The organism is Actinoplanes sp. NPDC051851 (assembly GCF_040681165.1).
In the GTDB taxonomy this organism is placed as follows: domain Bacteria; phylum Actinomycetota; class Actinomycetes; order Mycobacteriales; family Micromonosporaceae; genus Actinoplanes.
On record NZ_JBFAYF010000076.1, the window covers coordinates 1 to 26,263 of the forward strand.

At 72.5% G+C, this 26,263-nt stretch carries 27 protein-coding genes; 17 read left to right on the plus strand and 10 right to left on the minus strand.

Annotated elements, in window-relative coordinates:
- The first annotated feature begins 5 nt into the window (after window positions 1-5).
- The 3 genes from AB0M08_RS41405 (at window position 6) to AB0M08_RS41415 (ending at window position 3,235) form a co-directional block, all read left to right on the plus strand.
- Window positions 6-1,550, plus strand: a complete 1,545-nt coding sequence (locus AB0M08_RS41405) for a DUF1800 domain-containing protein (RefSeq protein WP_364505932.1) — start codon at window positions 6-8, stop codon at window positions 1,548-1,550.
- Between the two features lie 2 nt (window positions 1,551-1,552).
- The gene (locus tag AB0M08_RS41410; protein WP_364505934.1) at window positions 1,553-2,776 is read left to right on the plus strand and encodes a DUF1501 domain-containing protein; all 1,224 of its coding nucleotides are present in this window, start codon (window positions 1,553-1,555) and stop codon (window positions 2,774-2,776) included.
- Window positions 2,777-2,860: 84 nt separating this feature from the next.
- Window positions 2,861-3,235 carry a hypothetical protein gene (locus AB0M08_RS41415; RefSeq protein ID WP_364505871.1) on the plus strand — a complete coding sequence of 125 codons (375 nt, stop codon included), beginning with the start codon at window positions 2,861-2,863 and terminating at the stop codon, window positions 3,233-3,235.
- A 10-nt stretch (window positions 3,236-3,245) separates the two neighbouring features.
- Here the strand turns inward: AB0M08_RS41415 and AB0M08_RS41420 are convergent, their stop codons facing one another.
- On the minus strand, window positions 3,246-3,425 hold the full coding sequence (locus AB0M08_RS41420; protein ID WP_364505873.1) for an antitoxin: 180 nt from the start codon (window positions 3,423-3,425) through the stop codon (window positions 3,246-3,248).
- Window positions 3,422-5,425: a 4-alpha-glucanotransferase gene (gene malQ, locus AB0M08_RS41425; protein ID WP_364505875.1), complete on the minus strand. Its 2,004-nt coding sequence runs from the start codon at window positions 5,423-5,425 to the stop codon at window positions 3,422-3,424. The genes AB0M08_RS41420 and malQ overlap by 4 nt, the downstream gene beginning before the upstream one ends.
- A gap of 7 nt (window positions 5,426-5,432) precedes the next feature.
- Between malQ and AB0M08_RS41430 the strand changes: the two genes are divergently transcribed.
- Together AB0M08_RS41430 and AB0M08_RS41435 are read left to right on the plus strand one after the other, a co-directional pair.
- Complete coding sequence (locus tag AB0M08_RS41430) at window positions 5,433-5,687, plus strand: hypothetical protein (RefSeq protein WP_364505877.1); 255 nt, start codon at window positions 5,433-5,435, stop codon at window positions 5,685-5,687.
- Window positions 5,688-5,711: 24 nt separating this feature from the next.
- The gene (locus AB0M08_RS41435) at window positions 5,712-6,947 is read left to right on the plus strand and encodes a chitosanase (protein ID WP_364505879.1); all 1,236 of its coding nucleotides are present in this window, start codon (window positions 5,712-5,714) and stop codon (window positions 6,945-6,947) included.
- On the opposite strand, the gene AB0M08_RS41440 is transcribed toward AB0M08_RS41435, so the two are convergent.
- The 7 genes from AB0M08_RS41440 to aroA all read right to left on the minus strand — a co-directional run bounded on the left by AB0M08_RS41440 (window position 6,948) and on the right by aroA (window position 13,816).
- Entirely contained in the window at window positions 6,948-8,183 is a 1,236-nt protein-coding gene (locus AB0M08_RS41440) for a family 16 glycosylhydrolase (RefSeq protein ID WP_364505881.1), read from the minus strand.
- 94 nt (window positions 8,184-8,277) lie between these two features.
- Complete coding sequence (locus AB0M08_RS41445) at window positions 8,278-9,003, minus strand: carbohydrate-binding protein (protein ID WP_364505883.1); 726 nt, start codon at window positions 9,001-9,003, stop codon at window positions 8,278-8,280.
- A gap of 126 nt (window positions 9,004-9,129) precedes the next feature.
- Complete coding sequence (locus tag AB0M08_RS41450; RefSeq protein ID WP_364505885.1) at window positions 9,130-9,687, minus strand: DUF5709 domain-containing protein; 558 nt, start codon at window positions 9,685-9,687, stop codon at window positions 9,130-9,132.
- A 9-nt stretch (window positions 9,688-9,696) separates the two neighbouring features.
- On the minus strand, window positions 9,697-10,422 hold the full coding sequence (locus tag AB0M08_RS41455; RefSeq protein ID WP_364505887.1) for an ATP-binding protein: 726 nt from the start codon (window positions 10,420-10,422) through the stop codon (window positions 9,697-9,699).
- Window positions 10,423-10,548: 126 nt separating this feature from the next.
- Entirely contained in the window at window positions 10,549-11,349 is an 801-nt protein-coding gene (gene hisN, locus AB0M08_RS41460; protein ID WP_364505889.1) for a histidinol-phosphatase, read from the minus strand.
- An 83-nt stretch (window positions 11,350-11,432) separates the two neighbouring features.
- Window positions 11,433-12,521 carry a ribosome small subunit-dependent GTPase A gene (gene rsgA, locus AB0M08_RS41465; RefSeq protein ID WP_364505936.1) on the minus strand — a complete coding sequence of 363 codons (1,089 nt, stop codon included), beginning with the start codon at window positions 12,519-12,521 and terminating at the stop codon, window positions 11,433-11,435.
- Window positions 12,522-12,523: 2 nt separating this feature from the next.
- Complete coding sequence (aroA, locus tag AB0M08_RS41470) at window positions 12,524-13,816, minus strand: 3-phosphoshikimate 1-carboxyvinyltransferase (protein WP_364505938.1); 1,293 nt, start codon at window positions 13,814-13,816, stop codon at window positions 12,524-12,526.
- Window positions 13,817-13,985: 169 nt separating this feature from the next.
- Between aroA and AB0M08_RS41475 the strand changes: the two genes are divergently transcribed.
- The 6 genes from AB0M08_RS41475 to AB0M08_RS41500 all read left to right on the plus strand — a co-directional run bounded on the left by AB0M08_RS41475 (window position 13,986) and on the right by AB0M08_RS41500 (window position 17,723).
- Complete coding sequence (locus AB0M08_RS41475) at window positions 13,986-14,666, plus strand: SOS response-associated peptidase (protein ID WP_364505891.1); 681 nt, start codon at window positions 13,986-13,988, stop codon at window positions 14,664-14,666.
- 192 nt (window positions 14,667-14,858) lie between these two features.
- The gene (locus AB0M08_RS41480) at window positions 14,859-15,254 is read left to right on the plus strand and encodes a WhiB family transcriptional regulator (protein ID WP_364505893.1); all 396 of its coding nucleotides are present in this window, start codon (window positions 14,859-14,861) and stop codon (window positions 15,252-15,254) included.
- Between the two features lie 172 nt (window positions 15,255-15,426).
- Window positions 15,427-16,038 carry an alpha/beta family hydrolase gene (locus AB0M08_RS41485; RefSeq protein ID WP_364505895.1) on the plus strand — a complete coding sequence of 204 codons (612 nt, stop codon included), beginning with the start codon at window positions 15,427-15,429 and terminating at the stop codon, window positions 16,036-16,038.
- A gap of 73 nt (window positions 16,039-16,111) precedes the next feature.
- Window positions 16,112-16,909: a sigma-70 family RNA polymerase sigma factor gene (locus AB0M08_RS41490; protein WP_364505897.1), complete on the plus strand. Its 798-nt coding sequence runs from the start codon at window positions 16,112-16,114 to the stop codon at window positions 16,907-16,909.
- A gap of 5 nt (window positions 16,910-16,914) precedes the next feature.
- Window positions 16,915-17,199, plus strand: coding sequence for a mycothiol system anti-sigma-R factor (gene rsrA / locus AB0M08_RS41495; protein ID WP_364505899.1), 285 nt, complete (start codon window positions 16,915-16,917; stop codon window positions 17,197-17,199).
- 308 nt (window positions 17,200-17,507) lie between these two features.
- Window positions 17,508-17,723: a biotin/lipoyl-binding carrier protein gene (locus AB0M08_RS41500; RefSeq protein WP_364505901.1), complete on the plus strand. Its 216-nt coding sequence runs from the start codon at window positions 17,508-17,510 to the stop codon at window positions 17,721-17,723.
- A 6-nt stretch (window positions 17,724-17,729) separates the two neighbouring features.
- Here the strand turns inward: AB0M08_RS41500 and AB0M08_RS41505 are convergent, their stop codons facing one another.
- Window positions 17,730-19,262 carry a tetratricopeptide repeat protein gene (locus tag AB0M08_RS41505; protein WP_364505903.1) on the minus strand — a complete coding sequence of 511 codons (1,533 nt, stop codon included), beginning with the start codon at window positions 19,260-19,262 and terminating at the stop codon, window positions 17,730-17,732.
- A gap of 160 nt (window positions 19,263-19,422) precedes the next feature.
- Between AB0M08_RS41505 and AB0M08_RS41510 the strand changes: the two genes are divergently transcribed.
- The 6 genes from AB0M08_RS41510 (at window position 19,423) to AB0M08_RS41535 (ending at window position 25,915) form a co-directional block, all read left to right on the plus strand.
- Complete coding sequence (locus tag AB0M08_RS41510) at window positions 19,423-20,439, plus strand: SIS domain-containing protein (protein ID WP_364505940.1); 1,017 nt, start codon at window positions 19,423-19,425, stop codon at window positions 20,437-20,439.
- 46 nt (window positions 20,440-20,485) lie between these two features.
- A complete protein-coding gene (locus AB0M08_RS41515) occupies window positions 20,486-22,027 on the plus strand; it encodes a histidine kinase N-terminal domain-containing protein (protein ID WP_364505905.1) in 1,542 nt (513 codons plus the stop codon).
- Between the two features lie 330 nt (window positions 22,028-22,357).
- Entirely contained in the window at window positions 22,358-24,049 is a 1,692-nt protein-coding gene (locus tag AB0M08_RS41520; protein ID WP_364505907.1) for a nitrite/sulfite reductase, read from the plus strand.
- Window positions 24,046-24,201 (plus strand): hypothetical protein, encoded by a 156-nt coding sequence (locus AB0M08_RS41525; protein ID WP_364505909.1) that lies wholly within the window; start codon window positions 24,046-24,048, stop codon window positions 24,199-24,201. Before AB0M08_RS41520 ends, AB0M08_RS41525 begins: the two co-directional genes overlap by 4 nt.
- Window positions 24,198-24,953 carry a phosphoadenylyl-sulfate reductase gene (locus AB0M08_RS41530; protein WP_364505911.1) on the plus strand — a complete coding sequence of 252 codons (756 nt, stop codon included), beginning with the start codon at window positions 24,198-24,200 and terminating at the stop codon, window positions 24,951-24,953. Before AB0M08_RS41525 ends, AB0M08_RS41530 begins: the two co-directional genes overlap by 4 nt.
- Window positions 24,935-25,915, plus strand: a complete 981-nt coding sequence (locus AB0M08_RS41535) for a CbiX/SirB N-terminal domain-containing protein (protein ID WP_364505913.1) — start codon at window positions 24,935-24,937, stop codon at window positions 25,913-25,915. The genes AB0M08_RS41530 and AB0M08_RS41535 overlap by 19 nt, the downstream gene beginning before the upstream one ends.
- Window positions 25,916-26,263 lie beyond the last annotated feature (348 nt).

Below are 26,263 nucleotides of genomic sequence, written 5' to 3' on the forward strand. Positions count from 1 at the left end.
CCGGGCTGGACCTCCCCCCCCCCCCGCGGCGCCGCCCGGGGGGGGCGGGGGCCGCGGCCGGTGCCGCCGCCGCGCTGACCACCGGGACGCCGGCCGCCGCTGCCGCCGCATCCGCCACCGAGACGCTGATCTCCGACGACCCGTTGCTGCATCTGCTGCGCCGGGCCACCTTCGGGCCGAGCCCGGCCTCGATCGCCGAGATCCGCCGGCTCGGCGCCGCCGCGTGGCTGGAGCGGCAGCTCAACCCGGCCTCGATCGGCGACGCGGCGATGGACGCGCAGCTCGCCCGGCTGCCGCTGGCCACGTTGACCCAGGCCGAGGTACGCGCCCGGGTGAAGTCCGGCTCGCTGAAGCCCCACTCCTGGGAGCCGATGTGGCAGCTCGGCTTCGCCGCGGTGGCCCGGGCCGCGTGGAGCGAGCGGCAGCTCTTCGAGGTGATGGCCGATTTCTGGGGTAACCACCTCAACGTCACCTGCCCCTCCGGCGACGTCTGGGACAGCAGGACCGATTACGACCGTACGGTGATCCGGAAGCACGCCCTGGGCCGGTTCGCCGATCTGCTGAAGGCCTCGGCGCGGCACCCGGCCATGCTGACCTACCTGGACAACCGGTACTCCACCCGCCTGGCGCCGAACGAGAACTACGGGCGTGAGCTGCTGGAACTGCACACGGTCGGTCTCGCGTACGCGGAATCCGACGTCAAGGACGCGGCGCGCCTGCTGACCGGGCTGACCGTGGACCAGGTGACCGGCGTCTACCGGTACGACGCCGCGAACCACGTCGTCGGGGCGGTCACCGTGCTCGGTTTCTCGCACCCGAACACCACCACGACCGGGGGCGAGGCGGCGGCCCTGGCCCTGCTCGACTACCTGGCGATGCATCCGGTCACCGCACGCCGGATCGTCACCAAGCTCTGCGTCCGGTTCGTCGCCGACCAGCCGCCGCCCGGCCTGATCACCTCGCTGGTCAAGGTCTACCTGGACAACCGCTCGGCGGTCGTGCCGGTGCTCCGGGCGCTCTTCGCCTCGCCGGAGTTCGCCGCGTCGATCGGTGCGAAGACCCGTACTCCGCTGGAGGATCTGGCGGCGACCGTCCGGATCCTCGGGTTCGGGCCGCCCACCGGCGGGACCAAGGCGTTCGAGAGCCTGTACTGGATGGCCCGGAACGCCGGGCAGGCGCCGCTGGGCTGGGGGCCGCCGAACGGCTACCCGGACGTCGCGGTGGCCTGGGCCTCGCCCTCCGGGATGCTGGTGCGCTGGAACTTCCACCTGTCGATCGCGGCCGGGTGGTGGCCGGACAACCTGGCCAAGCCGGCCTCCACGGCCGCCGGGTTCCTGAAGACCGTGCCGTCGACGTACGGGCAGCTGATCGACGCGACCGCGATCCGGCTGCTCGGCATCGCGCTCCCGGCCCGGCACACGGCCGCACTCGCCGCGTTCTACGGCAAGACACCGGCGTCGCAACTGAAGTCCAACGATCCCGCGGTTGGCTGGATGTACCCGTACCTGATGGGGATGCTGTTGAACTCTCCGACCTTCGGCCTGAGGTGACGATGACCGTTTGCTGTTCCCGCCGGACCGTGCTCGCCGCCGGGCTCGCCGGGCTGGCCGCCCCGGCGGTCGGGGCCCAGCTCGCCTACGCCGCCGACCCGGACTACGCGGGCGACGTGTTCGTGCTGCTCTCGCTCCGGGGCGGGTTCGACGGGCTCTCCGCGGTGGTGCCGGCCGGAGACCCGGCGTACTACGCGGCGAGGCCGACCATCGCCGTACCCAAGACGCAGTTGATCGGGGGTGACGGTTTCTTCGGGCTGCATCCGGCCCTGGCGCCGCTGCTGCCGGAGTGGACGGCCGGGCGGCTTGCGGCGGTGCAGGCGGTCGGGCAGCCGGCGCCGAACCGGTCGCACTTCTCGGCGATGGAGGAGCTGGAACGCGCCGCGCCCGGCACCTCGATCCGGACCGGGTGGCTGAACCGGATGCTCGGATCGCTCGGGTCCACCGATCCGTTCCACGCGGTCTCGATGGGCACCGCCCGTCCGGCGCGGGTGCTCGACGGGACGGCACCGTACCTGGGGATCGGGTCGATCGACGGTCTGACGCTCACCGGGGACGAGGCGGCCAAGCCGATCGCGGCCACCATGGCGGCGCTCTACGACGGCGCGCCGGAGCTGATGGCGCGTACGGCCGGACAGCTCACCGGCGCGCTCAGCCGGGCGAAGGAGCTCAGGACGGCCGGCTACACCCCCGCGAACGGCGCGGTCTACCCGGACACCGACCTCGGCGCGGCGCTGCGCGACGTGGCCCGGCTGATCACCTCGGACACCGGCCTGATCAGCGCCACGGTCGACTCGGGCGACTGGGACATGCACGAGAACCTGGGCCCGGCGCAGCCCGGCCGCCGGATGCACGACCAGCTGAACCGGTTGGCGCTGGCGCTCGCCGCGTTCGCCCGGGACCTCGGCCCGGACCGGATGAGGCGGGTCACCCTGATCACTATCAGCGAGTTCGGCCGACGGGTGGCGCAGAACGGCTCGGGCGGGCTGGACCACGGCTACGGCAACGCCATGTTCGTGCTCGGCGGCGGCGTCCGTGGCGGCCGGGTGTACGGCTCCTGGCCCGGGCTGACCTCGGGGCAGCTGCGGGACGGGGACCTCGCGGTCACCACCGACTACCGGGCGGTGATCGGCGAGATCCTGCGCGCCCGGTGCGGGGTCGGCGACCTCGCCTCGGTCTTCCCCGGCGTGACCGCCTCGGCGCTGGGTCTGGTCGCCGCGCGCTGAAACCGGCTTTTTTCGCGAAACGCCCTCTTTTCGATAAAGGGGCGTTTCACACTGTTACCGACGTGAACGAGCACGGAGGTGACGGTGTCGAGCAACGTGCTGGCTGGGATCATCGGCGGACCGCGGCGTCCGGCCGGGCCGCCGCCGGCCGGGGACATGCCCGCGATCCTGATGGCGGCCCGGCATCTCGCCGGGCCGCCGCTGCGGATCCGCCGGCACACCTCGGAGGAGGGCGTGCCGTTCTGGCGCTGGGACTGCAACAGCTGCGGGGAGTACGGCGGCGGCCGGCACCACACCGACGCCATCGCCCGGGCCACCCGGCACTGCCGGGAGCACCCCGGGCACCGGTCCTCCCTGCTGCCCCCGGCGAGCTGCCGCCGGCCGGACACCTACCTGCCGCTGCACCCCATGCTGTACGCCGTCGACGAGGACGCCCCGCCCCCGCCGCTCGCCATCTGACCTTTTCTGATCAGGGGTGGGTGTCGCCGTCGCCGGTGCGCTTCTGCGCCTCGTCGACGCCGCGGTCGATGTGGCCGGTGTACTTGCCGCCGGTCCGCTCGTCCAGGTGGTCGCCGGCCTTCTCCAGCGCCTGGTCGACCTGCTCGTCGTGCTCGTTCAGGAAGTCCTTGGCCTTGTCGAGGAAGCTCATCGTGTTTCCCTCTCTTCTCGCCGTGTGTTCAGGATGGCGGCTACCCGCAGGAAAAGGGGATCACCGGTCAGCTCCGGCAGCGGCGCGGCGAGCGGAATCCTCCAGTTGGGGTACTCGTCGAAGGTGCCGGGCAGGTTCGGCTGCCGGCGTTCCAGCAGCACGTCGTGGAGCGAGGCGGCGACCAGGCGGCACGGGGTCCGGGCCAGGAACTCGTGCATCGCGAGCACGATCTCCGCGGGATCCGCCTCCCGGTTCTCGAGTACGCCCTCGGACTCCAGCAGCTCCAGCAGCGCGGCCCGGTCCGCCCGCCACGTCGCCCACTCCTGCTCGACGGTGCCGGCCAGCTGGCCCAGCTCGGCGCGGACCTCGACCTGCTCACCGGCGAGGAAACCGGCGGCGGTCGGCAGGTCGTGGGTGGAGATGCTGGCCAGGGCGTTGCGCCGGTAGCCGGCGGCGGGCCGGAACTCGCCGGTGTCCCAGTCCCGGGTGAACCAGAGGACCGAGGAGCCGAGCATGTTCATCCGTTCGAGCGTCGCGGTCATCTCCGGCAGCACGGTGCCCAGGTCCTCGCCGATCACCACGGCGCCGGCCCGGTGCGCCTCCAGCGCCAGGATGCCGAGCATCGCCTCCGGGTCGTACCGGACGTACGTACCCTCGGCCGGGCCCATGCCCGGCGGCACCCACCAGAGCCGCCAGAGCCCGGCCACGTGGTCCACCCGGAGTCCGCCCGCGTGCCGGAAGATCCGGCGCAGCATGTCCCGGTACGCCGCGTACCCGCTCGCGACCAGCCGGTCCGGACGCCAGGCGGCGAGACCCCAGTCCTGGCCGAGCTGGTTGAACGCGTCCGGCGGGGCGCCCGCGCGCACCCCGGCGGCGAGCACGTCCTGCAGCAGCCAGCCGTCCGCGCCCGCCGGGTCGATGCCGACGGCGAGGTCGTGCACGATGCCGACCGCCATGCCGCTCGCCGCTTCCCGGGCGGTGTCCAGCTGCTCGGCCACGAGCCCCTGCACCCAGACGTGGAAGAGGATCCGATCACTGCGGTACGCCCGGACGGCGGGCGCGTCCGGGTGGCGCAGCTGCTCCGGCCACTTCTGCCAGTCCGGCCCGTGCTCCTCGGCGAGCGCGCAGAACCGGGCGAAGTCGGTGAGCCCGGGGTCGGCGTCCAGGTCGACCGGCCCGGCGAGCGGCCAGAGCAGCTCCAGCGCGGCCAGCTTGGCCGCCCAGACCGCGGTGTAGTCGATGAGCCCGGACGCGGCGGGCCGGAGCCGCTCGATCTGCTCCCTGACCGCCGGTGGCGCCGCGGCGAAGAGCGGGATGTCGGAGATCCGCAGGTAGACGGGGTTGGCGAAGCGGCGGCTGGACGGCGAGTACGGCGACGCGGGCACCGGCGGCACCGGGGTGATCGCGTGCAGCGGGTTGAGCACCACCATCCCGGCGCCCGCCGAGCGCTCCACGAACGACCGCAGGTCACCGAGATCGCCGATCCCCCACGACTGCGCCGAGTGCAGCGTGTAGAGCTGGACCATCCAGCCCCAGCTCTCCGGCGCCTCGGGCAGCCCCGCCGGGACCACGACGAGGGTGACCTCCTGGTCCCCGGTGGCCAGCCGGTGCCAGCCGAGCGGCAGGTCGGCCGGGAGCCCGGCCACGGTACGGACGGTGCCGTCCTCCAGGGTGATCTCGGCGGGCGCCGGGAGCGGGCGGCCCTGCCCCTCCCGCAGCACCACCGTGCCGGGCAGCCGGTCGCCGTGATCGCGGTCGCGGGTGGCGGCGAGCGCGGCGCCGACCGCGTCCGGGGTGCCGGCGTCCACGCCGAGCAGGCCGAGCACGCCGATCACGGAGTCCGGGGCCACCTCGGTGCGGCGTCGCTGAAAGTTCTCGTACCAGGTGGCCACGCCGTGTGCTTCGGCCAGGGCTGCCAGCCGCTCGTCCATCCGTACCCCCTCGTCGTCGGTGACCGCCTTGATACCCGCCGCGGCCACGTTGCCTACATCGGCCAGCATTGGGCACATGGCTGACGTGGTGAAGTGGTGGTCCCGTATGACGGCCGCGCTGACCGGCGCGGTACTCGCCCTGGTCGTCCCGGCACACGCCTGGGCGGCGAGCCGGGGCGTCGACGAGGTGATGTTCGAGGCGGCCCGGCGCCGTACCCGGAGCAGGGGTGGTTTCGGTTTCCTCTTCGGCGGTGCGCTCTGCTGCCTGTTCGTGATCGCCACGATCGTGCTGATCGTGGTGCTGATTTCGCGCAATCGCAGGCGTCGCTGACGAGGACCGCCCTAACTTGGGGGAATGGTGACGCCGGGAACGCTGGTCGGTGCCGGGATCGCGCTGCTGCTCGCCGTTCCGCCGGTGATCTCGGCCGGGGTCTCCGGCTCGGCCGTCCTGCTCTCGCTCGGCCGCCCGGCGGTGGCCTCGTCCACCCAGAGCGTCGCCTGGCCGGCGAGCGCGGCCGTGGACGCCGCCGGCGGCACGCGCTGGGCGAGCGCCGCGGACCCGGGGACCCAGTGGCTCCGGATCGACCTGGGCGCCGGGCAGCGGGTCCAGCGGGTCCGGATGCTCTGGGCGCAGGCGTACGCGAAGAGCTACCGCGTGCAGATCTCCGACGACGGCGCTACCTGGCGGGACCTGTACGCGACCACCTCCGGCGACGGCGGCGCGGACGACCTGCGCGGGCTGGACGGGAGCGGCCGCTACCTGCGGGTGCTGGCCACCCGGCGGGGCACCGGCGGCGGGTACTCGCTCTGGTACGTGCAGGCGTACGGCCCCGGGCCGGCCGCCCGCACCACGGAGTCGGCACCCGTGCCCAGCGCCGAGGTGCCGCCGGCCGCCGCCGACCTGACCGCGGCGGGCAAGCGGGAGACCGCGGACAAGCTGATCGCCAGCGCGGAGAACTCGACGCTGGACTGGCGTGCCGAGTACGGCTATCTCGAGGACCTGAACGACGGTCGCGGCTACACGGGCGGCCTCGTCGGGTTCTGCTCCGGCACCTCGGACATGCTGGCCGTGGTGACCGACTACACCCGCCGGGAACCGGACAACGGGCTCGCCCGGTACCTTCCGGCGCTGCGCGCGGTGGACGGCACCGACTCGCACGAGGGGCTCGACCCGGGCTTCCCGGCCGCGTGGCGGGCGGCCGCCCGGGACCCGGTCTTCCAGCAGGTCCAGGAGGCCGCCCGGGACCGGATGTACTTCACCCCGGCGGTCCGGCTCGCGCAGACCGACGGGCTCCGGGCGCTGGGGCAGTTCGCGTACTACGACGCGGCGGTGATGCACGGCGTCTCCGGACTGCGCCGGATCCGCCGGCAGGCCCTGCAGGCCCGGCCGGCGCCGGCGCAGGGCGGGGACGAGATCGCGTACCTGTCGGCGTTCCTGAGCGCCCGGACGGCGGAGATGCGCACGGAGGCGGCGCACAGCGACACCAGCCGGGTGGACACCGCCCAGCGCGTCTTCCTCCGCGGCGGCAACCTGGACCTGTCCACCCCGCTGACCTGGAGCGTCTACGGCGACAGGTACGCGATCAGGTAGTCAGGCCTTCGTCCATTTCTGGTTGGCCGTGCCCGCGCAGTCCCAGAGCTGGAGCTTCGCGCCGTTCGCGGCGTTGTTGTCGACGATGTCCACGCAGCGGTTCGCGGACACGTTCACCAGGTCGCCGGCGGACGAGAGGGTGAACCGCTGCACCGGGTTGCCGTTGCAGGTGACCAGCTGGATCGGGGTGCCGTCGGCCAGCGCACCGCCCGCCGGGTCCATGCACTTGCCCTTGGCGCGCAGCGTGCCGTCGCTCGCGAAGCTCCACGCCTGCGCGGCGGTGCCGTTGCAGTCCCACATCTGGATCCGGGTGCCGTCGGCGGTGTTGCCGCTCGGCAGGTCGATGCAGCGGCCGTTGAGGTTGCTCTTCAGCGCGGTCCCGGTGGTGGTGCTCTCGTTCCAGGCCGAGACGCGGACGTAGTCGACCAGCATGGTCTGCGGGAACGACGTGGTCGCGTCCGGGCTGCCCGGCCAGCTGCCGCCGACCGCGACGTTCAGGATCATGAAGAACGGGTGGTCGAAGACCCAGGTGTTGCCGCCGACCGAGGACGGGGTGGCGCGGAAGTACTCGGTGCCGTCCAGGTACCAGACGATCAGGTTCGGGGACCAGTCCACGGCGTACGTGTGGAACGCGTCGCCCAGGGCGGCGGAGGCGGTGGTGTGCCCGCCGACCGCGCTGCCACCGGAGTAGCCCGGCCCGTGGATGGTGCCGTAGACCGTGTTCGGCTCCTTGCCGACGTTCTCCATGATGTCGATCTCGCCGGACTGCGGCCACCCGGCGCTGCTCAGGTTGTCGCCGAGCATCCAGAACGCGGGCCAGACGCCCTGTCCCTTGGGGATCTTGATGCTCGCCTCGAAACGGCCGTACTTCTGGGTGAACCTCCCGTTGGTCAGGATCCGGCCCGAGGTGTACGTGCAGGTGCCGTACCAGCACTGGTAGTCGTTCGGGTTCGCCTTGCGTGCGGTGATCGCGAGGTGCCCGGCGCCGTCCTGGCGGACGTTGTCGGTCGAGTTCGTGTAGTACTCCAGCTCGCTGTTGCCCCAGCCGGTGCCGCCGGTGTCGAAGCTCCACTTCGTGCCGTCGACGGCGGCGCCGGCCGCGCCGTCGAACTCGTCGGACCAGGTGACCGCCCCGACGGCGGCGTCCGCGTCGTCGTTGCGGGACGCGACGTAGAGCGCGGACGAGAGGGTGAGCGCGACGACCGCCGCGCCGAGCATGACCCGTAGCTTTCGCATGGGGATTCTCCGGGGGTTATGGAGGGTGATGTGCCATGTCGATCGATGGAGACGTCCCCCGGAGAAGCCGGATAACTATTTGTGAGGAAAGTTTTCAGATTTTCTGGAAGAGGTTCGGGACCAGGCCCGGCTCCCAGCCGGGGAGCGAGGTGTGCATCGCCTTCACCCGGTACGTCACATCGTTGTAGGTGACCCGGTCGCCGGCCTGGTAGGTGTGGAACTGCTGCCACTTCTTGGCGGGCACCACGGCCACCGAGTACTTCGCGGTGACCGTGACCGAGTCGGCCAGCGTGACGCCCCCGCCGCCCCACCGGTCGCCGTCGCCGTCGGACGGTTTCAGCGTCAGGCGCAGCGCCTCGCCCGCGGTGGCCCGGGTCAGCTCGACGACCTTCGTGCCGTCGGCCGACCAGGTGATCGTGGTGGTGGTCCAGTCGATCGTGTACGTGTGGAAGCCGTCCCGGGAGACGTCGGCCGAACCGAGCGCGGTGTACTCGCCGCCGACCGGCTCGCCCTCCGCGGTGAGCACGCCGAAGACCCGCTGCGGCTCCGACGGCGCCTGCGATGCCTGGATCCGCGCCTCGGCGTGCCCGTTGCTCTGGGTGAAGGTCTTCGCCGAGCGGATCGGTGAGCCGACCACCAGGTGGCCCTCGCCGTCCAGGCTCGCGCCGGAGGACTCCCAGTTCGTGGTGGAGATCGTGCTGCCCGAGAAGGTGTCGCTGAAGATCGTGCGGGTGATCGTCTCCGCCGCGTCCGCCCGCACGGGTGCGAGAGCCAGGACGAGCGTGCCGGACATCACGAGCCACACCCGGAAAGAACGCATCGGCCCCCCTCACCTCGGTCCTTACCTCGATCTGAGCGAGATGACTCTGCTCAGATCGAGGTGCGAGGGCAAGGGGGCGTACGCGATATTTAAGATCTTGTTAGGTGACTGGTACCCGTCGGCCGATCAGCCGACGTCCGGTGCGCGGGTCTCGTGCATGGCGAGCTCCTCCGCGCTGGCGCCGCCGCCGGCCGCTCCGGCGTCCCAGGCGATGCTCTCCGCCTCGTCGTCGAGACCGGAGCCGCCGTCCGGGGCGACCAGCCGGCCGATCCGCGCCGGGTCGTCCTCGTCGAGCTGGCCGTCGTCGTAGAGCGAGACCGCCGAGTCCGGGTCGGACGTCGGCCCCTCGTCCCAGACGTCCCGGTCGAAGCGGGCCTGCTCGGAGCCGTCCAGCGTCTCGTCGTACGGGTCGCGGCGCGGCGGCACCGGGTCCCCGGCATCGACGTCCGGCTCCTCCTGGCGCAGCCGCCGGTCCAGCGACTCGCCCCGGAGCGCCTCCCCGGGGGTGTCGCCGAAGCGGTTCGACCCGCCCGGACCCGTTCCGGCGAGCGCCGCCGGGTCCGCGCCGTCGCTCCACCGCGGGCTGTCCACCTCGTCGTACGCGGTGGAATCGTCATCGGCCGTGTCCGGGAGGCCGGACGACTCCGGATCGGTCACCTGGGTCGGGTAGTCGTTCTCTCGCATGCCTTCGGCTTACCCGCGTACGCCGCCGTCAAGCCGTGCCCAGACGACCTTCCCGCCGGAGAGTGCGAGGGTGCCCCAGCGGGCCGCCACCGAGTCGATCAGGAGCAGGCCCCGGCCGCCGTACGCCGTCGGCGCGACCGGCCCGGTGAACCGCGGCAGCACGGGGGAACCGTCCCGGACCGCGATGCTCATCGTGGCCCCGTCCACCGACAGCAGCACCCGCATCGGGGTGCGGGAGTGCGCCACCACGTTGTTGACCATCTCGGTCGCCACCAGGCAGGCGTTGTCGATCAGATCGGGCAGCAGCCAGCGGCCGCACGCCTCGGTGATCACCTCACGGGCCTGCCGGGCCGCGCCGACCAGCGGCTCCAGGTCCAGGCTGATCCGGGCGCCCGGGTCCGGGGCGCCGAGCGCGGCGAAGGCGGCCTCCCGGTCCGGCTGGACCGGCCAGCCGACGGCCCGCCACGCGGTCTCGCCGTCCGTCCCACAGAGCACCAGCCGGCTGCCCGGCCAGTCCCGGGTCTCGTCGTGGATCCGGCGCAGCCCGCCGATCGCGCCCGGCTCGGCGAGCAGGAGGCCACCGACGTCCACCACGAGCGCCTCGGGCTGATTCGCCAGCACGTCGAGCAGCGCCGCGCGGACCGGGCCGGCCGTCTCGTCGTCGAGCACTCCGGTGAGCCGGACCAGCGGATAGCTCTGGCCACGGTCCACCAGGTGACGAACCTCGCTCGGCATGATCGCTCCATTGTGCATAAGGCGTCCCCTCCTCGCATTTCGGCGGGCATGAGGAACCGTTGCCGGCGGTCACTGCCGGGCAGTCATCCAGATCCGGGACATACCCCGTCCCGGTGGAGTCATGCGCTAGCGGCGGGGCGTCAGCGCGGTCAGCACGCTCTCGTGCAGCAGGCCGTTGGTGGCGATCACCGAGGACTTGTCGGCGGTCGCGCGCCCGTCCAGGTCGGTGACCTTGCCGCCGGCCTCGGTGACGATCGGGATCAGCGCGGCCATGTCCCAGAGCGAGAGCTCGGGCTCCACCATCGCGTCCAGCGCGCCCTCGGCGAGCAGCATGTAGCCGTAGAAGTCGCCGTACGCCCTGCTCCGCCAGGTCCCGAGGATCACGTCGAGGATCGCCGGGAGCCGCCCGTTCTCCTGCCACCCGGTCAGGCTGGCGTAGCAGAAGCTCGCGTCCGCGAGCTTCCGGACCTGGGAGACCTCGATGCGGCTCGCCGCGTGCTGGTGCTTTCCGGCGTACGCCCCGAGCCCGCGGGCCGCCCACCAGCGCCGGCCCAGGGCCGGGGCGGAGACGAGCCCGGCGACCGGGGTGTCGCCCTCCATCAGCGCGATCAGCGTGCCCCAGATCGGCACACCGCGGACGAAGTTCTTGGTGCCGTCGATCGGGTCGATCACCCAGTGCCGGCTGCCCGGGCCGGCCGCCGCCTCGGAGCGCCCGAACTCCTCGCCCAGCACGCCGTCGCGGGGCCGGGCCCGGGCCAGCGTGGAGCGGATCGCCCTCTCCACCGCGGTGTCCGCGTCGGAGACCGGGGTCAGGTCCGGCTTCGACTCGACCTTCAGGTCGAGCGCCCGGAACCGGGCCATCGAGATGGCGTCGGCGGTGTCGGCGAGGGTGTGGGCGAGCGCGAGATCGTCGGCATATCCGGCCATGCTGAGAACCTTACTGAGTTTGATTGCCTCGCTCCGCTCGGCTGCATGGCCCCCCGAGGAGCCGATGGCGAGGGTGGCTGAGCTCAGGCACTTCCCGCCTGCTGCTCCCGGGCGTCCAGCTCACCCGCGCGGGAGGCGAGCAGGCGGCGGTAGGACTCCAGGCGGCGGGCGTCGGCGCGGCCCTCGGCGACCCAGGCACCGAGCTTGCAGTCCGTCTCGGCGGTGGTGTGCCCGCAGCTGGGCTGGTCGTCCAGGGTGCCCTCGACCAGGTCGGGGAAGCCGTGCAGCAGGCTCTCCGCGCTGACGTGGGCCAGGCCGAAGCTGCGGATGCCGGGGGTGTCGATGATCCAGCCGGGGTCCTCGGCCCGCTTGCGGGGCTTCCCGGCAGGGGAGAGCCGCAGCGCCACCGCGCTGGTCGAGGTGTGCCGTCCCTTGCCGATCGCGCTGACCGCGCCGACCGCGCGCAGGGCGTCCGGGACCAGGCGGTTGACCAGCGTCGACTTGCCCACGCCGGAGTGGCCGACCAGCACCGAGATCCGGCCGGCCAGGCGCTCGCGGACCTCGGCCAGGTCGCTGCCCGGCCGGACCAGCACGTACGGCAGGTCCAGCTCGGCGTAATACTCCAGCACCTGCTCGGGGCCGGCCAGATCGGCCTTGGTCAGGCAGAGCAGCGGCTCGACGTCCGCGTCGTACGCCGCGACCAGGCAGCGGTCGATGAAGCCGGTGCGCGGCGGCGGGTCGCTGAGGGCGCTGACGATCACCAGCTGGTCGGCGTTGGCGACCACCACCCGCTCCAGCCGGCCCTCGGGGGTGGTGTCGTCGTCGTCCGCGGTACGCCGCAGCACCGAGGTGCGCTCGCCGATCCGGACGATCCGGGCCAGCGCGCCGGGCGCCCCGGAGACGTCGCCGACCAGGGCCACCCGGTCGCCCACCACCACCGACTTGCGGCCCAGCTCACGGGCGCGCATCGCGGTGATCACCTCGGTCTCGCCGACCGTGGTCCCGTCGGGTCCGGTCTCGCGGACGCACCCGTACCGGCCGCGGTCGACGGTGATCACCAGCGCGTCGACCGCGTCGTCGTGCTTCGGGCGGGTCCGGGTACGCGGGCGCGACGAACGGCCCGGTCGGATCCGGACATCGTCCTCGTCGTACTCCCGCTTACGCCCTGGCAGATCTAGCTCCTCGCCACGAGTCCCGCCCAGAGTTCCGGGAACTCGGGCAACGTCTTCGAGGTACAACCTACGTCGGTGAGGTGGACGCCCTGCACGGCGAGTCCGATCACGGCGGCTGCGTGCGCCATCCGGTGGTCCGCGTACGTCTCGAACGCGGCGCCGCGCGGCGGGCCCGGGACGATCCGCAGCCCGTCCGGGAACTCGGTCACCCCGGCGCCGACCTTGCCCAACTCGGCGGCGAGCGCGGCGATCCGGTCGGTCTCGTGGCCCCGGATGTGCTCGACGCCGCGCAGCTCGGACGGCCCGTCGGCGAGCGCGGCCAGCGCGGAGACCACCGGGGTCATCTCGCTCACCTCGGAGAGGTCGGCGGTGATGCCGCGCAGCGTCCCGGTGCCGCGCACGGTCAGGCCGTCATCCGTCCGGGTGACCTCGGCGCCCATCCCGGTGAGCAGCGCGGCGAGCTGCTCGACCGGCTGCCAGCTCTCGGCGGGCCAGCCGGCCAGGGTGACCTCGCCGCCGGTGACCATCGCGGCCGCGAAGAACGGCAGGGCGCCGGAGAGGTCCGGCTCGATCGTCCAGGTGCGCCCGCGCAGCGGACCGGGCTCGACCGTCCAGACGTCGGGCACGCTCTCGTCGACCACGGCGCCGGCGGCCCGCAGCATGTGCGTGGTCATCCGCAGGTGCGGCGCGGACGGCACCGGCGGGCCCTCGTGGCGCAGGGTCAGGCCCTTGGTGAAGCGGGCCGCGGAGAGCAGCAGGCCGGAGACGAACTGGCTGGACCCGGAGGCGTCGACCACCGCCTCGCCGCCCTCGACCAGCCCGGCGCCGTGCACGGTCAGCGGCAGCCCGCCGGTCGCCGAGGCGTCGATGCGCACGCCGAGCGAACGGAGCGCGTCGATGATCGGGCGCAGCGGCCGGTTGCGCGCGTGCGGGTCGCCGTCGAACGCGACCGTCCCCTCGGCGAGGCCGGCGAGCGGCGGCAGGAACCGCATGATGGTGCCGGCCAGGCCGACGTCGACGGTGGCCGGGCCGCGCAGCGGGCCGGGCTCGACGAGCCAGCGGTCGTCGGCGGAGGTGTCCACGCCGACGCCGAGCGCGCGCAGGCCGGCGGCCATCAGCGCGGTGTCGCGGGCCCGCAGCGGCGCCTCGATCACCGAGGGGCCGTCGGCGAGCGCGGCGAGGACCAGCGCCCGGGCGGTCATCGACTTCGACCCGGGCAGGCGCACGGTCGTGGTGACCGGGCCGGAGGCGGACGGGGCGAGCCAGGGGCGGGGTTCAGGAGCCATGTCCGCCATTCTGCCCATCGGGCCCGGCATTTCCGCGGCGAGTTCCCGGCCCCCGGGACGTGGCCACCGATTCGGCATGTGTGCTCGTTCCTAGAAAACGGCTTCGGGGGAAGCGGCGCAGGAAGAACACGGTTTCCGTACCCCACATGGCGCGTTCGGATGGCGTACCGTGCTGCTCATGTGCGGGCGGTACGCGACCACCAAGACGAACGCTGATCTCAGTGCGTTCTTCGAGGCCGTCGACGACGCGGAGCCGCTCACCCCGAGCTGGAACGTGGCGCCGACCGCCGCGGTCCCGGTGATCCGCGAGTCGCAGTCGCGCGGCGCCCGGGTGCTCGGCACCGCGCGCTGGGGCCTGGTCCCGCCGTGGGCGGCCGATCTCAAGGCCGGCGCCCGCATGATCAACGCGCGTGCCGAGACGGTGGCCACGCTGCGCTCGTTCGCGCCCTCCTTCGCCCGCCGGCGCTGCCTGGTCCCGGCCGACGGCTGGTTCGAATGGGTCCGGGACGGCACGCGCAAGCAGGCGTTCTACATGACCCCGCGCGCCGATGACGAGCCGCTGGCCTTCGCCGGTCTCTGGTCCGCGTGGGGCCCCGAGCCGGTGCTCACGTGCAGCGTGGTGACGACCGCGGCGAAGGGCGGCCTGACCGCCGTGCACGACCGGATGCCGCTGATCCTGCCGCGCGACCGCTGGGGCGGCTGGCTCGCCGGCGGCGGTGATCCGGAGGAGTTGTTGCGCCCGCTCTCCGAACGGGAATTGGACGCGATCCAGATCCGTCCGGTCGGGCCGGCCGTCGGCAATGTCCGGAACAACGGACCTGAGTTGCTGGAAGCCGCCCCCGAGGTAACGCTTTTCTGAACAACAAAAGATCAACGTTGGTCTTTGTCGGTGTATGCCTGCAATGTCTACCGACAACTTTATTTCAAGATAGATCACCCCCTTGTTCTGATCTTGTACGGTGCGGTACAAACCAGCGCCGGAGTGGTGCCGATCCGCAAGGTGCGGGACCGACCGCCACAGTAGTTCCGGTCCCACGGGGGAGGTGGGCTGATGACACGAGCACGCATGCCGCGGCCGCACGAGGTAGCCATCGCGCGACGCGACCCGCGACTGCTCGAAGCGATCGCGCAACGAGGAGACGACGAAGCCTGGCGCACCCGGGGCGCCTGCCGGACGGTCGATCCGGAGACGTTCTTCCCGGCACCCAATGAACCGTCCGGCGGAGCCGTCGCGCTCTGCGGCACCTGTCCGGTGCAGGGCTCCTGTCTGGCCTGGGCACTGCAGGTGGGCGACTGCCACGGTGTCTGGGGTGGCACCACACCACGCGAACGGCGGGCCATGCTGGTGGCCTGGCGCGAGCGGGTGCAGGCGAACGGCGAGGCCGTCCCGGACGAGCCCGGCGACGAGGACCGCCGCCTGCTGACCCTGACACCGGTCAGCCGCTAGCCAGTGTTGCGGAACCCGGCCGAGTGCGAGTTCCGAAACGCGGGCTAGACCGCTCTCCGCCCCGGCGGGCGGCCGTGTTCCGGCGGCCTACCGGCCCGGATCACGGCGAGAGCTGATAAGAACGGAGCTTGTGCCCCGCTCCGAGAAGATCGTTCCGGAACCCGGTCCATCCGTGACCGCCGTTCCCGGGACCAGTGTCGACACACCCCGCGGACCGGCCCGGGTCCGGATCTCCGAACCTCCCGGGCCGGTACGCGCCCAGCTCCTGCTCGGCCACGGTGCCGGCGGGGACGTCGACGCGCCCGACCTGACCGCGGTCCACGACCTCGCGGTCCGCTCCGGCGTGCGCGTCGTCCTGGTCACCCAGCCGTACCGGGTCGCGGGCCGCCGCGCCCCGGCGCCCGCCGGTCAGCTGGACGAGGCCTGGACCGCGGTGGTGACCGCGGTACGCCTGCCCGGCGTGCCGCTGATCCTCGGCGGCCGGTCCAGCGGCGCCAGGGTCGCCTGCCGCACCGCCGTGCCGCTCGGCGCCGACGGCGTGCTGGCGCTGGCCTTCCCGCTGCACCCGCCGGGCAAGCCGGAGAAGTCCCGCGCGGGCGAACTGCCCACCGCGGTGCCGACCCTGGTGGTCAACGGCGACCGGGATCCGTTCGGGGTGCCCGAGCCCTCCGCCTCCGTCGAGGTGATCGTCCGGCCGGGGGCCGTACACGACCTGCGTAAGGACGTGGTGACCACCGCCACCATGGCCCTGGCCTGGCTCGGAGCGCACGGCTGGGCCGATTGATCGAGACGCGGAATGCCGGGTGTGCCACCGGGCGTTACACGGGCGGAGAGTTCATCTGCGGAAGGGGTTCCCAGTGCGTGCCGGCACTCAGCGCGCCGAGCGTGACCACCAGGAGACGACCCGGGTACGTGATCTGCTCGGCTCCCCGGAGTGGCCCGCGGTCGAACCGCTCGTCATCACTGCGGTGAGCGTGAGCACACCGGCGGTTTTCGAAGGCGCTTCACGGGCAGTACCCGTATCCTCGGCGGGGCGGTCGAGGGGAGAGTCCAGGGTGGCCCAGAAGGAGCGGACAGACGAGCGCCGGTTGCGTTTCGAGCGCGACGCGTTGCCGTTCGTCGATCAGTTGTACGCCGCGGGCCTGCGGATGACCCGCAACCCGGCCGATGCCGAGGACCTGGTGCAGGAGACGTTCCTCAAGGCGTTCTCCGCGTTCCACCAGTTCGAGGAGGGTACGAACCTCAAGGCCTGGCTGTACCGGATCCTGACGAACACGTACATCAACTCGTACCGGCGCAAGCAACGGCAGCCGGTGCAGGCGCCCACCGAGGAGATCACCGACTGGCAGCTCGCGTCGAGCGAGTCGCACACGTCGCAGGGTCTGCGGTCGGCCGAGACCGAGGCGCTGGACCGGCTCCCGGACAGCGACATCAAGCAGGCGCTGCAGAGCCTGCCGGAGGACTTCCGGCTCGCCGTCTACCTCGCCGATGTCGAGGGTTTCTCGTACAAGGAGATCGCCGACATCATGGGTACGCCGATCGGTACTGTCATGTCCCGCCTGCACCGGGGGCGGCGCAACCTGCGCAAGCTGCTGGAGCAGTACGCGGCGGACCGGGGGATCACCCGGACCGCGTCCGAGCCTCAGGGAGCCTGACACCGATGTCGAGCGCTGACAACGACCACGAGACCGATTGCGACGTAGTGCTCAGCGAGGTCTACCTCTACCTCGACCTGGAGTGCAGCGAGGAGCGCCGGTCGCTTATCCAGAGGCACCTCGACGAGTGCTCCCAGTGCCTGCGCCAGTTCGGCGTCGAGCACGAGGTGAAGCTGCTGGTGGGCCGCTGCTGCGGTGACGAGCGCGCCCCGGTGGAGCTGCGCGAGCGGCTGCGCTACAAGCTGGACCAACTGGAGGTCCAGAGCGACTCCCGGGAGTACCTTCCCTGAGCGACCGGGGCGACCCTGAACGACCGGGGCGACCCTGCACGACCGGGGCGATCCTGAGCACCCACGACGAAGAAGGGCCGGCGAATGCCGGCCCTTCTCGCGTTTCAGCTGTTCGGGCGCTTGCCGTGGTTCGCGCCGCTCTTCTTACGAGCCTTCTTCTTACGAGCCTTCTTGGCCATCGGGGGCCTCCTTCCCTGGTGCGAATACGTCGCTGATGGTAGTCGGCGCGTCCGGCCTCACGGGACTCGGCCGTGCCCGATCCGTGGTTTGATGACCATCACCGAGAGCGTGACGAGGAGGTCGAACCAATGGCGGACGAGATCCGGGCCGAGATGGTGGCCAACGTGTGGAAGATCGTGGCGGGCGAGGGTGACACCGTCGCCGAGGGCGACACCCTGGTGATCCTCGAATCCATGAAGATGGAGATCCCGGTGATCGCCGAGTCCGAGGGCACCGTGAGCCGGCTCGCGGTGCACGAGGGCGACGTGGTCCAGGAGGGCGACCTGATCGCCGTCATCGGCTAGCGGTTCCTACTTCTCCTTCCGCCAGCGCACGAGGTAACGCGACCGGCCGCGCTGGCGGGGGAGGGCCGGCACCCGCAGCGTCGCCACGGCCAGCTCCCGGGTGGACCGGTCCAGGCCGGGCGCGGCGAGCGCGAGCGCGGCGACCGCGCGGGCGTGCGGGCCGCCCGCGACCTCGGCGAGCCGGCCGGTGACCACGGCGGCCACGTCCGCCCGGGACTCCGGGTCCACCCAGGCGTAGACGACCAGTGCGTAGAGCGCCGCCTGGGCCACCCGGTCGACGCCGCCGTCGAGCAGGCCGAGCAGCAGCCGCCGCCGGGCGGAGCTGATCCACGGCTCGTCCGTCCCGTGGTGCAGCAGCCCGAGACAGGCCCAGACGTCGCCGGCCACCGGGGTGTCCGGGTGCCCGAGCATGGCGAGCAGTTCCCAGGGCTCCACCAGCACCAGGCCGAGCGCCCGGTCGTACGCCGCCGGCGGGTGCGGCCAGGTCGTCGCGGCGATCCGCGTCAGCCGGGCCATCGCGTCGTCCGAGGGGTCGGCGTTGACCTGGGCACGGCCGGTCGGCATGTCCGGCGCGAGCGGCATCCCGCCGAGCCAGGGCACGTCCCGGCAGCACTCGTCGAGGTCGGTGTGCTCGTGGGTGTCGTCCGGGTGGTCGCGGATGTAGTCGGCGAGCGCGACCAGGTGCGCGACGTCGCCGTCGGCGCGGTACCGCAGCCGGTGGGCGGTGTGCACCACGCAGTCGAACCGCGGGTCGCGCTCCAGGGCGCGGTCGGTCCAGCCCAGGGCCTCGTCGAGCCGGCCCAGGTCGGCCAGGGTGGCCGCCACGTCGGCGTAGATCGAGAGGTCGTCCGGGTCGTAGACGACCGCGCGGCGCAGGGCGGCGAGGGCCTCGGGCATCCGGCCGGCGCTGCGGTACGCGTACCCCAGCCAGATCTCGCCGAGCTTGGAGGGCCGGGACCGGGCTCCCCGGGCGGCCCAGTCGACCGCGAGCCGGGTGTCGCCGAGGCGCCGGGCCAGGGCGGAGCCGGCGCCGAGCAGCATGGCGTGCTCCCCGTGCGCGGCGACCGCGTGGCGCACCACGGTCAGGTAGGGCGCGAGCGCCGTGGCGGTGGTCTCCGGCGCGGGGTCGCCGACGGCGGTGCAGAGCCGCATCACGGTGCGCGCGAGCTGCTCGGGGTCGACGCGTACGCCCAGGTCCGGATCGCTGACCCAGGGCACTCCCGCCCAGTCCACCCCGGGGTCGTGCCCGCTGGCCGCGGCGAGCAGTGGCAGCCCGTCCTCGGGGCGCCCGGCGGCGGCCAGCAGGTGTGCGCGGGCGACCACCCGGCCGAGCGGCGCGTGCGGCCCGATCGGGAAGAGGTCGAGTCCACCGCCGGCCGCACGTGCCGCCAAACGGCTGAGCAACTCATGGATATCCGGCAGGGTGGGTGCGTGGGGGAGCGCGCCGGCCAGGTGGCCCGCGGCGTGCTCCAACTCGCCGCGGTCGAGGGCGTCGCGCGCACGCGTGAGGTCACGGTGGACCGAGGGGTGGGAATCCACGTGAAGACAGTAGGGGAACTCAAGCGATCTGTCAGTCCTCGTGTTGTGCGCAGTAGTGCGCAAAATATTGACGAACCAAGCTTCTTATTGCAAGACTGCGCAGGAATCGAGCGAGAACTGCTCATCTGGGGAGGATGACGTGACAGAGCGAGGCCACGGGATGGCGGCGGACATCGCGGAACAACCGGACGGTTTCGCCCGCCTGCTGGAGGGACCTCAGGCGAGCGCGATCGCCGAGGTGGCCGCCGTGATCGCCGCCCGCCGTCCGCGCAACGTGCTCTTCGTCGGCCGGGGCACCTCGGACCACGCGGCGCTCTACGGGGCGTACCTGACCGAGATCCGGCTGGGGCTCCCGGTGGCCAGCGCCTCGCCGAGCGCCATCACGCTCTACGGCGCCCGGCCGGACTTCACCGGCACGCTGGTGGTCGGCGTCAGCCAGAGCGGCGGCTCGCCCGACCTGACCGGCGTGCTCTCGGTGGCCCGGGAGAACGGCGCGCTCACCCTGGCGGTCACCAACGACCCGTCGTCGCCGCTGGCCGGTGCGGCCGAGCTGACCGTGGACGTGGCGGCCGGGCACGAGCGGGCGGTGGCGGCGACCAAGACGTACACCGCCGAACTGCTCGCGCTGCTGCTGCTGGTCGAGGGGATCCGGGCCGGCGACGGCGTGCTCCCGGACGGGGAGCGGGCCGCGCTGGAGCGGCTGCCGCGACTGGCCGCGGACGTGCTGGCCGACCCGACCGCGGACGAGATCGCCCAGCGCTACCGGTTCGCGCCGCACATGGTCACCACCGGGCGGGGGTACGCGTACCCGACCGCCCGCGAGGCCGCGCTGAAGCTGATGGAGACCTCGTACGTGCCGACCCTGGCGTTCTCCGGCGCCGACCTGCTGCACGGCCCGCTGGCGATGACCGGCACCGACGTCCCGGTGCTCGCCGTGGTCGGCGACGGCCCGGGCGGGCGGTCGATGGCGGACGTGCTGGACCGGCTCGCCGAGCGGAAGGCCGACGTGCTCACCGTCGGCCCCGGCGGGCGGCTCGCGGTCCCCTCGGTGGACGAGCGGTACAGCCCGCTGCTGGACATCCTGCCGCTGCAGAAGCTCGCGCTGGCGCTCGCGCTGGCCAAGGGCGAGGACCCGGACGCGCCGCGCGGGCTGAAGAAGGTGACCAGCACGCTGTAGGACCGGCCGGGCAGTAGCCGAAACATCGTCGTGGCAGGCTTGGGGCGTGTCCACCCTGCGCGATCTCGTCGAGGAACACACCAACCTGGGTTCCGCCGACATCGACCACCTGCACCGGCTCGCCGGCGACTGGCAGCTGCTCTCCGATCTCTCCTTCGCCGATCTGCTCCTCTGGGTGCCGGTCAAGGGCGAGAAGCCACGCGAGTTCCTCTGTGTCGCGCAGGTCCGCCCGACCACCGCGCCGACCGCGTACCAGGACGACCAGGTGGGCAAGATCGTCGGTGGCCCCGAGGTCGCCCACCTGGAGATCGCCTTCAACCAGGAGCGGATCTGGCGCGAGGGCGACCCGGTCTGGTATGGCGACACCCCCGCCCGGCACGAGGCGATCCCGGTGCGCCGTCGCGACGAGAACGACCACGAGGAGGGCTACAGCGAGGTGATCGCGGTGATCGGCCGCGACACCAACCTGAGCACCGCCCGGACGCCGAGCCAGCTCGAGCTGAACTACCTGACCACCGCGGACGACCTGGCTCAGATGGTGGCCGACGGCACCTTCCCGCCGGCCCGCCAGCCGGGCGAGATGACCACCTCGGCGCCCCGGGTCGGCGACGGCCTGATCCGGCTGGACGCCTCCGGCAAGGTCACCTACGCCAGCCCGAACGCGCAGTCGGCGTACCGGCGGCTCGGCTTCAACGCGCACCTGGTCGGCGAGGAGCTGGCCACCCTCTCCAGCCGGCTGGCCGCCGACCCGCTGGAGGGCAACGACGCCGCCGAGCGGATCCTGGCCGCGCTGCGCGGCGAGTCGCCGCCCCGGATGGAGTACGAGGCGCGCGGCGCGACCGTGCTGACCCGCTCGCTGCCGCTGATGCCCGCCGGGGTGCCGATCGGCGCGCTGGTGCTGGTCCGCGACGTCACCGAGGTGCGCCGCCGGGACCGTGCCCTGATGACCAAGGACGCCACCATCCGGGAGATCCATCACCGGGTGAAGAACAACCTGCAGACCGTGGCCGCGCTGCTGCGCCTGCAGGCTCGCCGGGTGGACGCGCCGGAGGCCCGGATGGCGCTGGAGGAGTCGGTGCGCCGGGTCGCGTCGATCGCCCTGGTGCACGAGACCCTCTCGATGTCCAGCGACGAGGCGGTCGAGTTCGACGGCATCGTGGACCGGGTGGCCACCGCGGCGACCGAGGTGGCGTCGACCAGCTTCCCGGTACGCATGCACCGCGAGGGCACCTTCGGGATACTGCCCGCCGAGATCGCCACCTCGCTGGTGATGGTGCTGAACGAGCTGCTGATCAACGCGGTGGAGCACGGCTTCCCGGCGCCCGAGGACGACGAGCCGATCGTCGAGCCGGAGCAGCCCGCCGAGGTGGTCGTCTCGGCGCACCGGTTCCGCAAGCAGCTGCACGTCACGGTGGCGGACAACGGGCGGGGCCTGCCCGAGGGCTTCCGGGCGGACGCGGGCGGGCGGCTCGGCCTGCAGATCATCCGGGCGCTCACCACCGGCGAGCTGCGCGGCAGCATCGAGCTCCGCAACCGGTCCGGCGGCGGCACCGAGGCGGTGCTCGTGGTGCCGCTGGGGAAGCGCTGAACCTCGATGGGGCGGCCCCTTCTAGCTGCGATGTAACAGAACGGCAAAGTGCCGTGGGCCACACTCCCGGATTCTGGACCGCGCTGGCCGAAATTCGGTTCGCGTGGGAGGCTTACCGGCATGACCGCTGCACTCGACCGCCGCTTCGTGGCTCGCCGCCACGTTGATTACGGTCGTGTCTTCAGCGCGATGTGTCCGGCTTCCTGACGCCGCCCGAAGATCATTTCGGGCGCGGTAGACGCGCCGGGCCTCTCCAGACGTCGAAGTCGTGGAGCCTCCTCTGGGCCAAGGGCGGTCTTTCGTGCCCACGAAACCCGGAGGACCGCCGCCATGGCGCCCAGCAGCACTCCCGCCACGCCGACCGCCCGCCCTCGTAAGGCGCGCGGCGAGGGTCAGTGGGCGCTCGGACACCGCGAGCCGCTCAACCCCAACGAGCGCAGCAAGAAGGACGACAACCCGCTCAACGTGCGGGCCCGGATCGAGAACATCTACGCCCACGGCGGGTTCTCCTCGATCGACCCCGCCGACCTGCGCGGCCGGTTCCGCTGGTGGGGGCTGTACACCCAGCGCAAGGCCGGGATCGACGGCGGCCGCACCGCGGTGCTGGAGCCCGAGGAGCTCGAGGACGAGTACTTCATGCTCCGCGTCCGGATCGACGGCGGCGCGCTGAGCCTGGCCCAGCTGCGGGTGATCGCCGGCATCGCCACCGAGTTCGCCCGGGGCTCCGCCGACATCACCGACCGGCAGAACATCCAGATGCACTGGATCCGGGTCGAGGACATGCCGGAGATCTGGCGCCGGCTCGAGTCGGTCGGCCTGCAGACCACCGAGGCCTGCGGCGACTGCCCGCGCGTCGTGCTCGGCAGCCCGGTCGCCGGCGTCGCGGCCGACGAGGTGATCGACGCGACCCCGGCGATCGACGAGATCGTCAAGCGGTACGTCGGCGACCCGCAGTACTCGAACCTCCCCCGCAAGTTCAAGTCGGTGATCTCCTGGCTGCCCGACGGGCCGTACCAGGCGAACGACATCTCGCTGGTCGGCGTGGTGCACCCGGAGCACGGCCCGGGCTTCGACCTCTGGGTCGGCGGCGGCCTCTCCACCAACCCGCGGCTCGCCGAGCGCCTCGGCGTCTGGGTGCCGCTCAACGAGATCCCGGACGTCTGGGAGGGCGTCGTCGGCATCTTCCGCGACTACGGCTACCGCCGGCTGCGGCACCGCGCCCGCCTGAAGTTCCTGCTCGCCGACTGGGGCGTGGCGAAGTTCCGCGAGGTCCTGGAGAAGGAGTACCTCGGGCGCACGCTGCTCGACGGCCCGGCGCCGGAGCTGCCGGAGAAGCCGCTCGACCACATCGGCGTGCACAAGCAGCGCGACGGCCGCAACTACATCGGGGCGGCGCCGGTCGTGGGCCGTTCGTCCGGCGAGCAGCTGACCAAGCTGGCCGACCTGGTCGAGGCGCACGGGTCGGACCGGGTGCGGCTCACGGCGTACCAGAAACTCCTTGTTCTTGATGTTGCGGACGAGCAGGTGGAGAGCCTGATCACCGGGCTGCGCGGGATCGGGCTCGAGGCGCGTCCGTCGGCGTTCCGGCGGGGCACGATGGCCTGCACCGGCATCGAGTACTGCAAGCTCGCCATCGTCGAGACCAAGGCCCGCGGCGAGGAGCTGGTGGCCCGGCTGGAGGAGCGGCTCAAGGACTTCGACGCCGACCTCTCCATCCACATCAACGGCTGCCCGAACGCCTGCGCCCGCACCCAGGTGGCCGACATCGGCCTCAAGGGCCAGCTGGTGATGAACGCGCACGGCGAGCAGGTGGAGGGCTTCCAGATCCACCTCGGCGGTGCGCTCGGCATGGCCAAGGGCGAGACCGCCGGCTTCGGCCGCAAGCTGCGCGGGCTCAAGGCCACCGCCGAAGAGCTTCCCGAGTACGTCGAACGGGTCGCCCGGCACTACCTGGACGACCGGTCCGAGGGCGAGACGTTCGCGAACTGGGTGCTCAGGGCCGAAGAGGGGTTGCTGAAATGAGCGAGCGGTCGGCGCCCCTGTACTGCCCCTACTGCGGTGACGAGGACCTCCGCCCCAACGAGGCCTCGCACGGCGCCTGGGAGTGCCACTCCTGCGTGCGTGTCTTCTCGGTCAAGTTCATCGGGTTGCTCTCCAAGGGAGTCGAGAAATGAACCTCCTCAACGCCGCCGGTCTCGGGCTCGTCGACCTGACCGCCCCCGTCGAGTCCGGCCGTCGCGGTCCCGATGAGCTGAGGGCGCTGGCGCTGGACGCCGCGCAGGCGCTGGAGGGCCGCCCGGCCGAGGAGATCGCCGCGTGGGCGACCGACACCTTCGGCGCGCGCTTCTGCGTCACCAGCTCGATGGCGGACGCCGTGGTCGCGCACCTCTTCTCCCGGGTCTCGCCCGGCGTCGACGTGGTCTTCCTCGACACCGGCCTGCACTTCCCGGAGACGCTGAAGGTCCGCGACACGGTCATCCGCACGATGAACGTGAACGTCAAGTCGGTCCGCCCGCGGATGACCGTCGGCCAGCAGGACGGCGAGTACGGCCCCCGGCTCTTCGCCCGCAGCCCCGACGAGTGCTGCTTCATGCGCAAGGTCGAGCCGCTGGAGCGGGCCCTCGCCGAGTACGACTCCTGGGCCACCGGCCTGCGCCGCGACGAGTCGCCGACCCGCGCCAACACGCCGGTCGTCGCCTTCGACGCGAAGAAGGGCAAGGTCAAGGTCAACCCGATCGCGGCGTGGACCCAGGCCGACGTCGACCGCTACATCAGCCGGTGGAACGTGCCGGTCAACGAGCTGTTCAAGAAGGGCTACGGTTCGATCGGCTGCTGGCCGTGCACCCGGCGGACCAAGGCCGGCGAGGACCCGCGCGCCGGTCGCTGGGCGATGTTCGAGAAGACCGAATGCGGACTGCACGTCTGACGGTCGTCATGGTCGCCCACGGCAGCCGGGATCCCCGCGCGGCCGTGGCGACCGAGTCACTGGCCCGGGCGCTGCGGCGGTCCCGGCCGGGGTGGGGGGTCCGGGCGTCGTACCTCGACCACGACGGCCCGCGTCCGCTGGAGGTGCTGGCGGGGTTGCCGGCCGGCTCGCGCGCGGTGCTGGTCCCGCTACTGCTGACCGAGGCGTACCACGGCCGGGTCGACCTGCCCGCGGTCCTGCGCGACGCGGCCGGCCTGCCCGTTCGGGTGACCATGAGCCGGGTCCTCGGCCCGTCCTCGCCGCTGCTGCTGGACGCCCTGTGCGCCAAGCTGTCCACGGCGTCCCCGGCCGCCCATCCGCCTCTCGCGCCGCTGCCTCTCGCGCCGCTGCCTCTCGCGCCGCTGCCTCTCGCGCCGCCGCCGCTCACCGCGCCGCCCCTCGCCTTGCCGCCTGCCTCGCTGCCGGTCTCCGGGTCGCTGTCCGGATCGGCTGCCTGCTTGCTTCATCCGGATTCATCCGCCTGTGCGGTTCCGGGTTCGGGCTCGGAGGGGGCGCCGGGCGTGCTGCCGCGCCGGCGGGCGGGGCTGGACGCCGTCGTACTCGCGTCGGCCGGGACGCGGGACGCCGCGGCGCGCGAGACGGTCGCGGAGGCGGCGGAGCGGCTCGGTGAGCGGCTGGGCGTACCGTCGGCGGTCTCGTATGCCTCCGGTGCCGGCCCGCGCGCCGACGAGGCCGTGGCGGGGCTGCGGGAGCGGGGCGCGCGCCGGGTGGGGATGGCGGCCTACTTCCTGGCGCCGGGGCTGCTCTACGACAAGGCGGCCTCCGCTGCGCGGGCCGCGGGTGCGGTCGCGGTGGCGGATCCGCTGGCGGCCTCTCCCGATCTGGTACGCCTCGTCGCCGGGCGAGTGGAAGCCGCCCTCGGCCGAGAGTTCCCCGCGTCGCCGCTCGCCGAGGTCGCCTGACGCGCGGTGGGTCCGCAGGGCTGTCCGGCCCGCGGTGGCGGTCGCTGTGGGGTCTGAGAGGCGTTCTGCGGGGCGTTTCGGGGGTGTTCGGGGCCGAGTGTCCAACCGTAGGGGATCGATGTTCTGCGGGGGAGCCGTGATCTTCGAAGGGGCTGTCGCGGAGAGTGACTGTCGCTCTGCGCTAGGCGACGACGGGGATCGGGCGTTCGAGCGTCCACTCCGGAGTGTGCCGAGATCGCGACGGAAACCGATCAGCGGTCAATTTCGAGATCATTTCGGGGTTCCGGGGAAACGTACCGTGATCGAATTTGCGCACAGTGGAATGGGAGCGGTGGGTAAGCGGCCCGA

Coding starts and splice junctions, on each gene's coding strand:
- AB0M08_RS41410 (WP_364505934.1), top strand. CDS start 1,553: ATGACCGTTTGCTGTTCCCGCCGGACCGTGCTCGCCGCCGGGCTCGCC.
- AB0M08_RS41420 (WP_364505873.1), bottom strand. CDS start 3,425: ATGAGCTTCCTCGACAAGGCCAAGGACTTCCTGAACGAGCACGACGAG.
- malQ (WP_364505875.1), bottom strand. CDS start 5,425: ATGCTGGCCGATGTAGGCAACGTGGCCGCGGCGGGTATCAAGGCGGTC.
- AB0M08_RS41430 (WP_364505877.1), top strand. CDS start 5,433: ATGGCTGACGTGGTGAAGTGGTGGTCCCGTATGACGGCCGCGCTGACC.
- AB0M08_RS41435 (WP_364505879.1), top strand. CDS start 5,712: ATGGTGACGCCGGGAACGCTGGTCGGTGCCGGGATCGCGCTGCTGCTC.
- AB0M08_RS41440 (WP_364505881.1), bottom strand. CDS start 8,183: ATGCGAAAGCTACGGGTCATGCTCGGCGCGGCGGTCGTCGCGCTCACC.
- AB0M08_RS41445 (WP_364505883.1), bottom strand. CDS start 9,003: ATGCGTTCTTTCCGGGTGTGGCTCGTGATGTCCGGCACGCTCGTCCTG.
- AB0M08_RS41450 (WP_364505885.1), bottom strand. CDS start 9,687: ATGCGAGAGAACGACTACCCGACCCAGGTGACCGATCCGGAGTCGTCC.
- AB0M08_RS41455 (WP_364505887.1), bottom strand. CDS start 10,422: ATGCCGAGCGAGGTTCGTCACCTGGTGGACCGTGGCCAGAGCTATCCG.
- hisN (WP_364505889.1), bottom strand. CDS start 11,349: ATGGCCGGATATGCCGACGATCTCGCGCTCGCCCACACCCTCGCCGAC.
- aroA (WP_364505938.1), bottom strand. CDS start 13,816: ATGGCGGACATGGCTCCTGAACCCCGCCCCTGGCTCGCCCCGTCCGCC.
- AB0M08_RS41475 (WP_364505891.1), top strand. CDS start 13,986: ATGTGCGGGCGGTACGCGACCACCAAGACGAACGCTGATCTCAGTGCG.
- AB0M08_RS41480 (WP_364505893.1), top strand. CDS start 14,859: ATGACACGAGCACGCATGCCGCGGCCGCACGAGGTAGCCATCGCGCGA.
- rsrA (WP_364505899.1), top strand. CDS start 16,915: ATGTCGAGCGCTGACAACGACCACGAGACCGATTGCGACGTAGTGCTC.
- AB0M08_RS41500 (WP_364505901.1), top strand. CDS start 17,508: ATGGCGGACGAGATCCGGGCCGAGATGGTGGCCAACGTGTGGAAGATC.
- AB0M08_RS41510 (WP_364505940.1), top strand. CDS start 19,423: ATGGCGGCGGACATCGCGGAACAACCGGACGGTTTCGCCCGCCTGCTG.
- AB0M08_RS41520 (WP_364505907.1), top strand. CDS start 22,358: ATGGCGCCCAGCAGCACTCCCGCCACGCCGACCGCCCGCCCTCGTAAG.
- AB0M08_RS41525 (WP_364505909.1), top strand. CDS start 24,046: ATGAGCGAGCGGTCGGCGCCCCTGTACTGCCCCTACTGCGGTGACGAG.
- AB0M08_RS41530 (WP_364505911.1), top strand. CDS start 24,198: ATGAACCTCCTCAACGCCGCCGGTCTCGGGCTCGTCGACCTGACCGCC.
- AB0M08_RS41535 (WP_364505913.1), top strand. CDS start 24,935: ATGCGGACTGCACGTCTGACGGTCGTCATGGTCGCCCACGGCAGCCGG.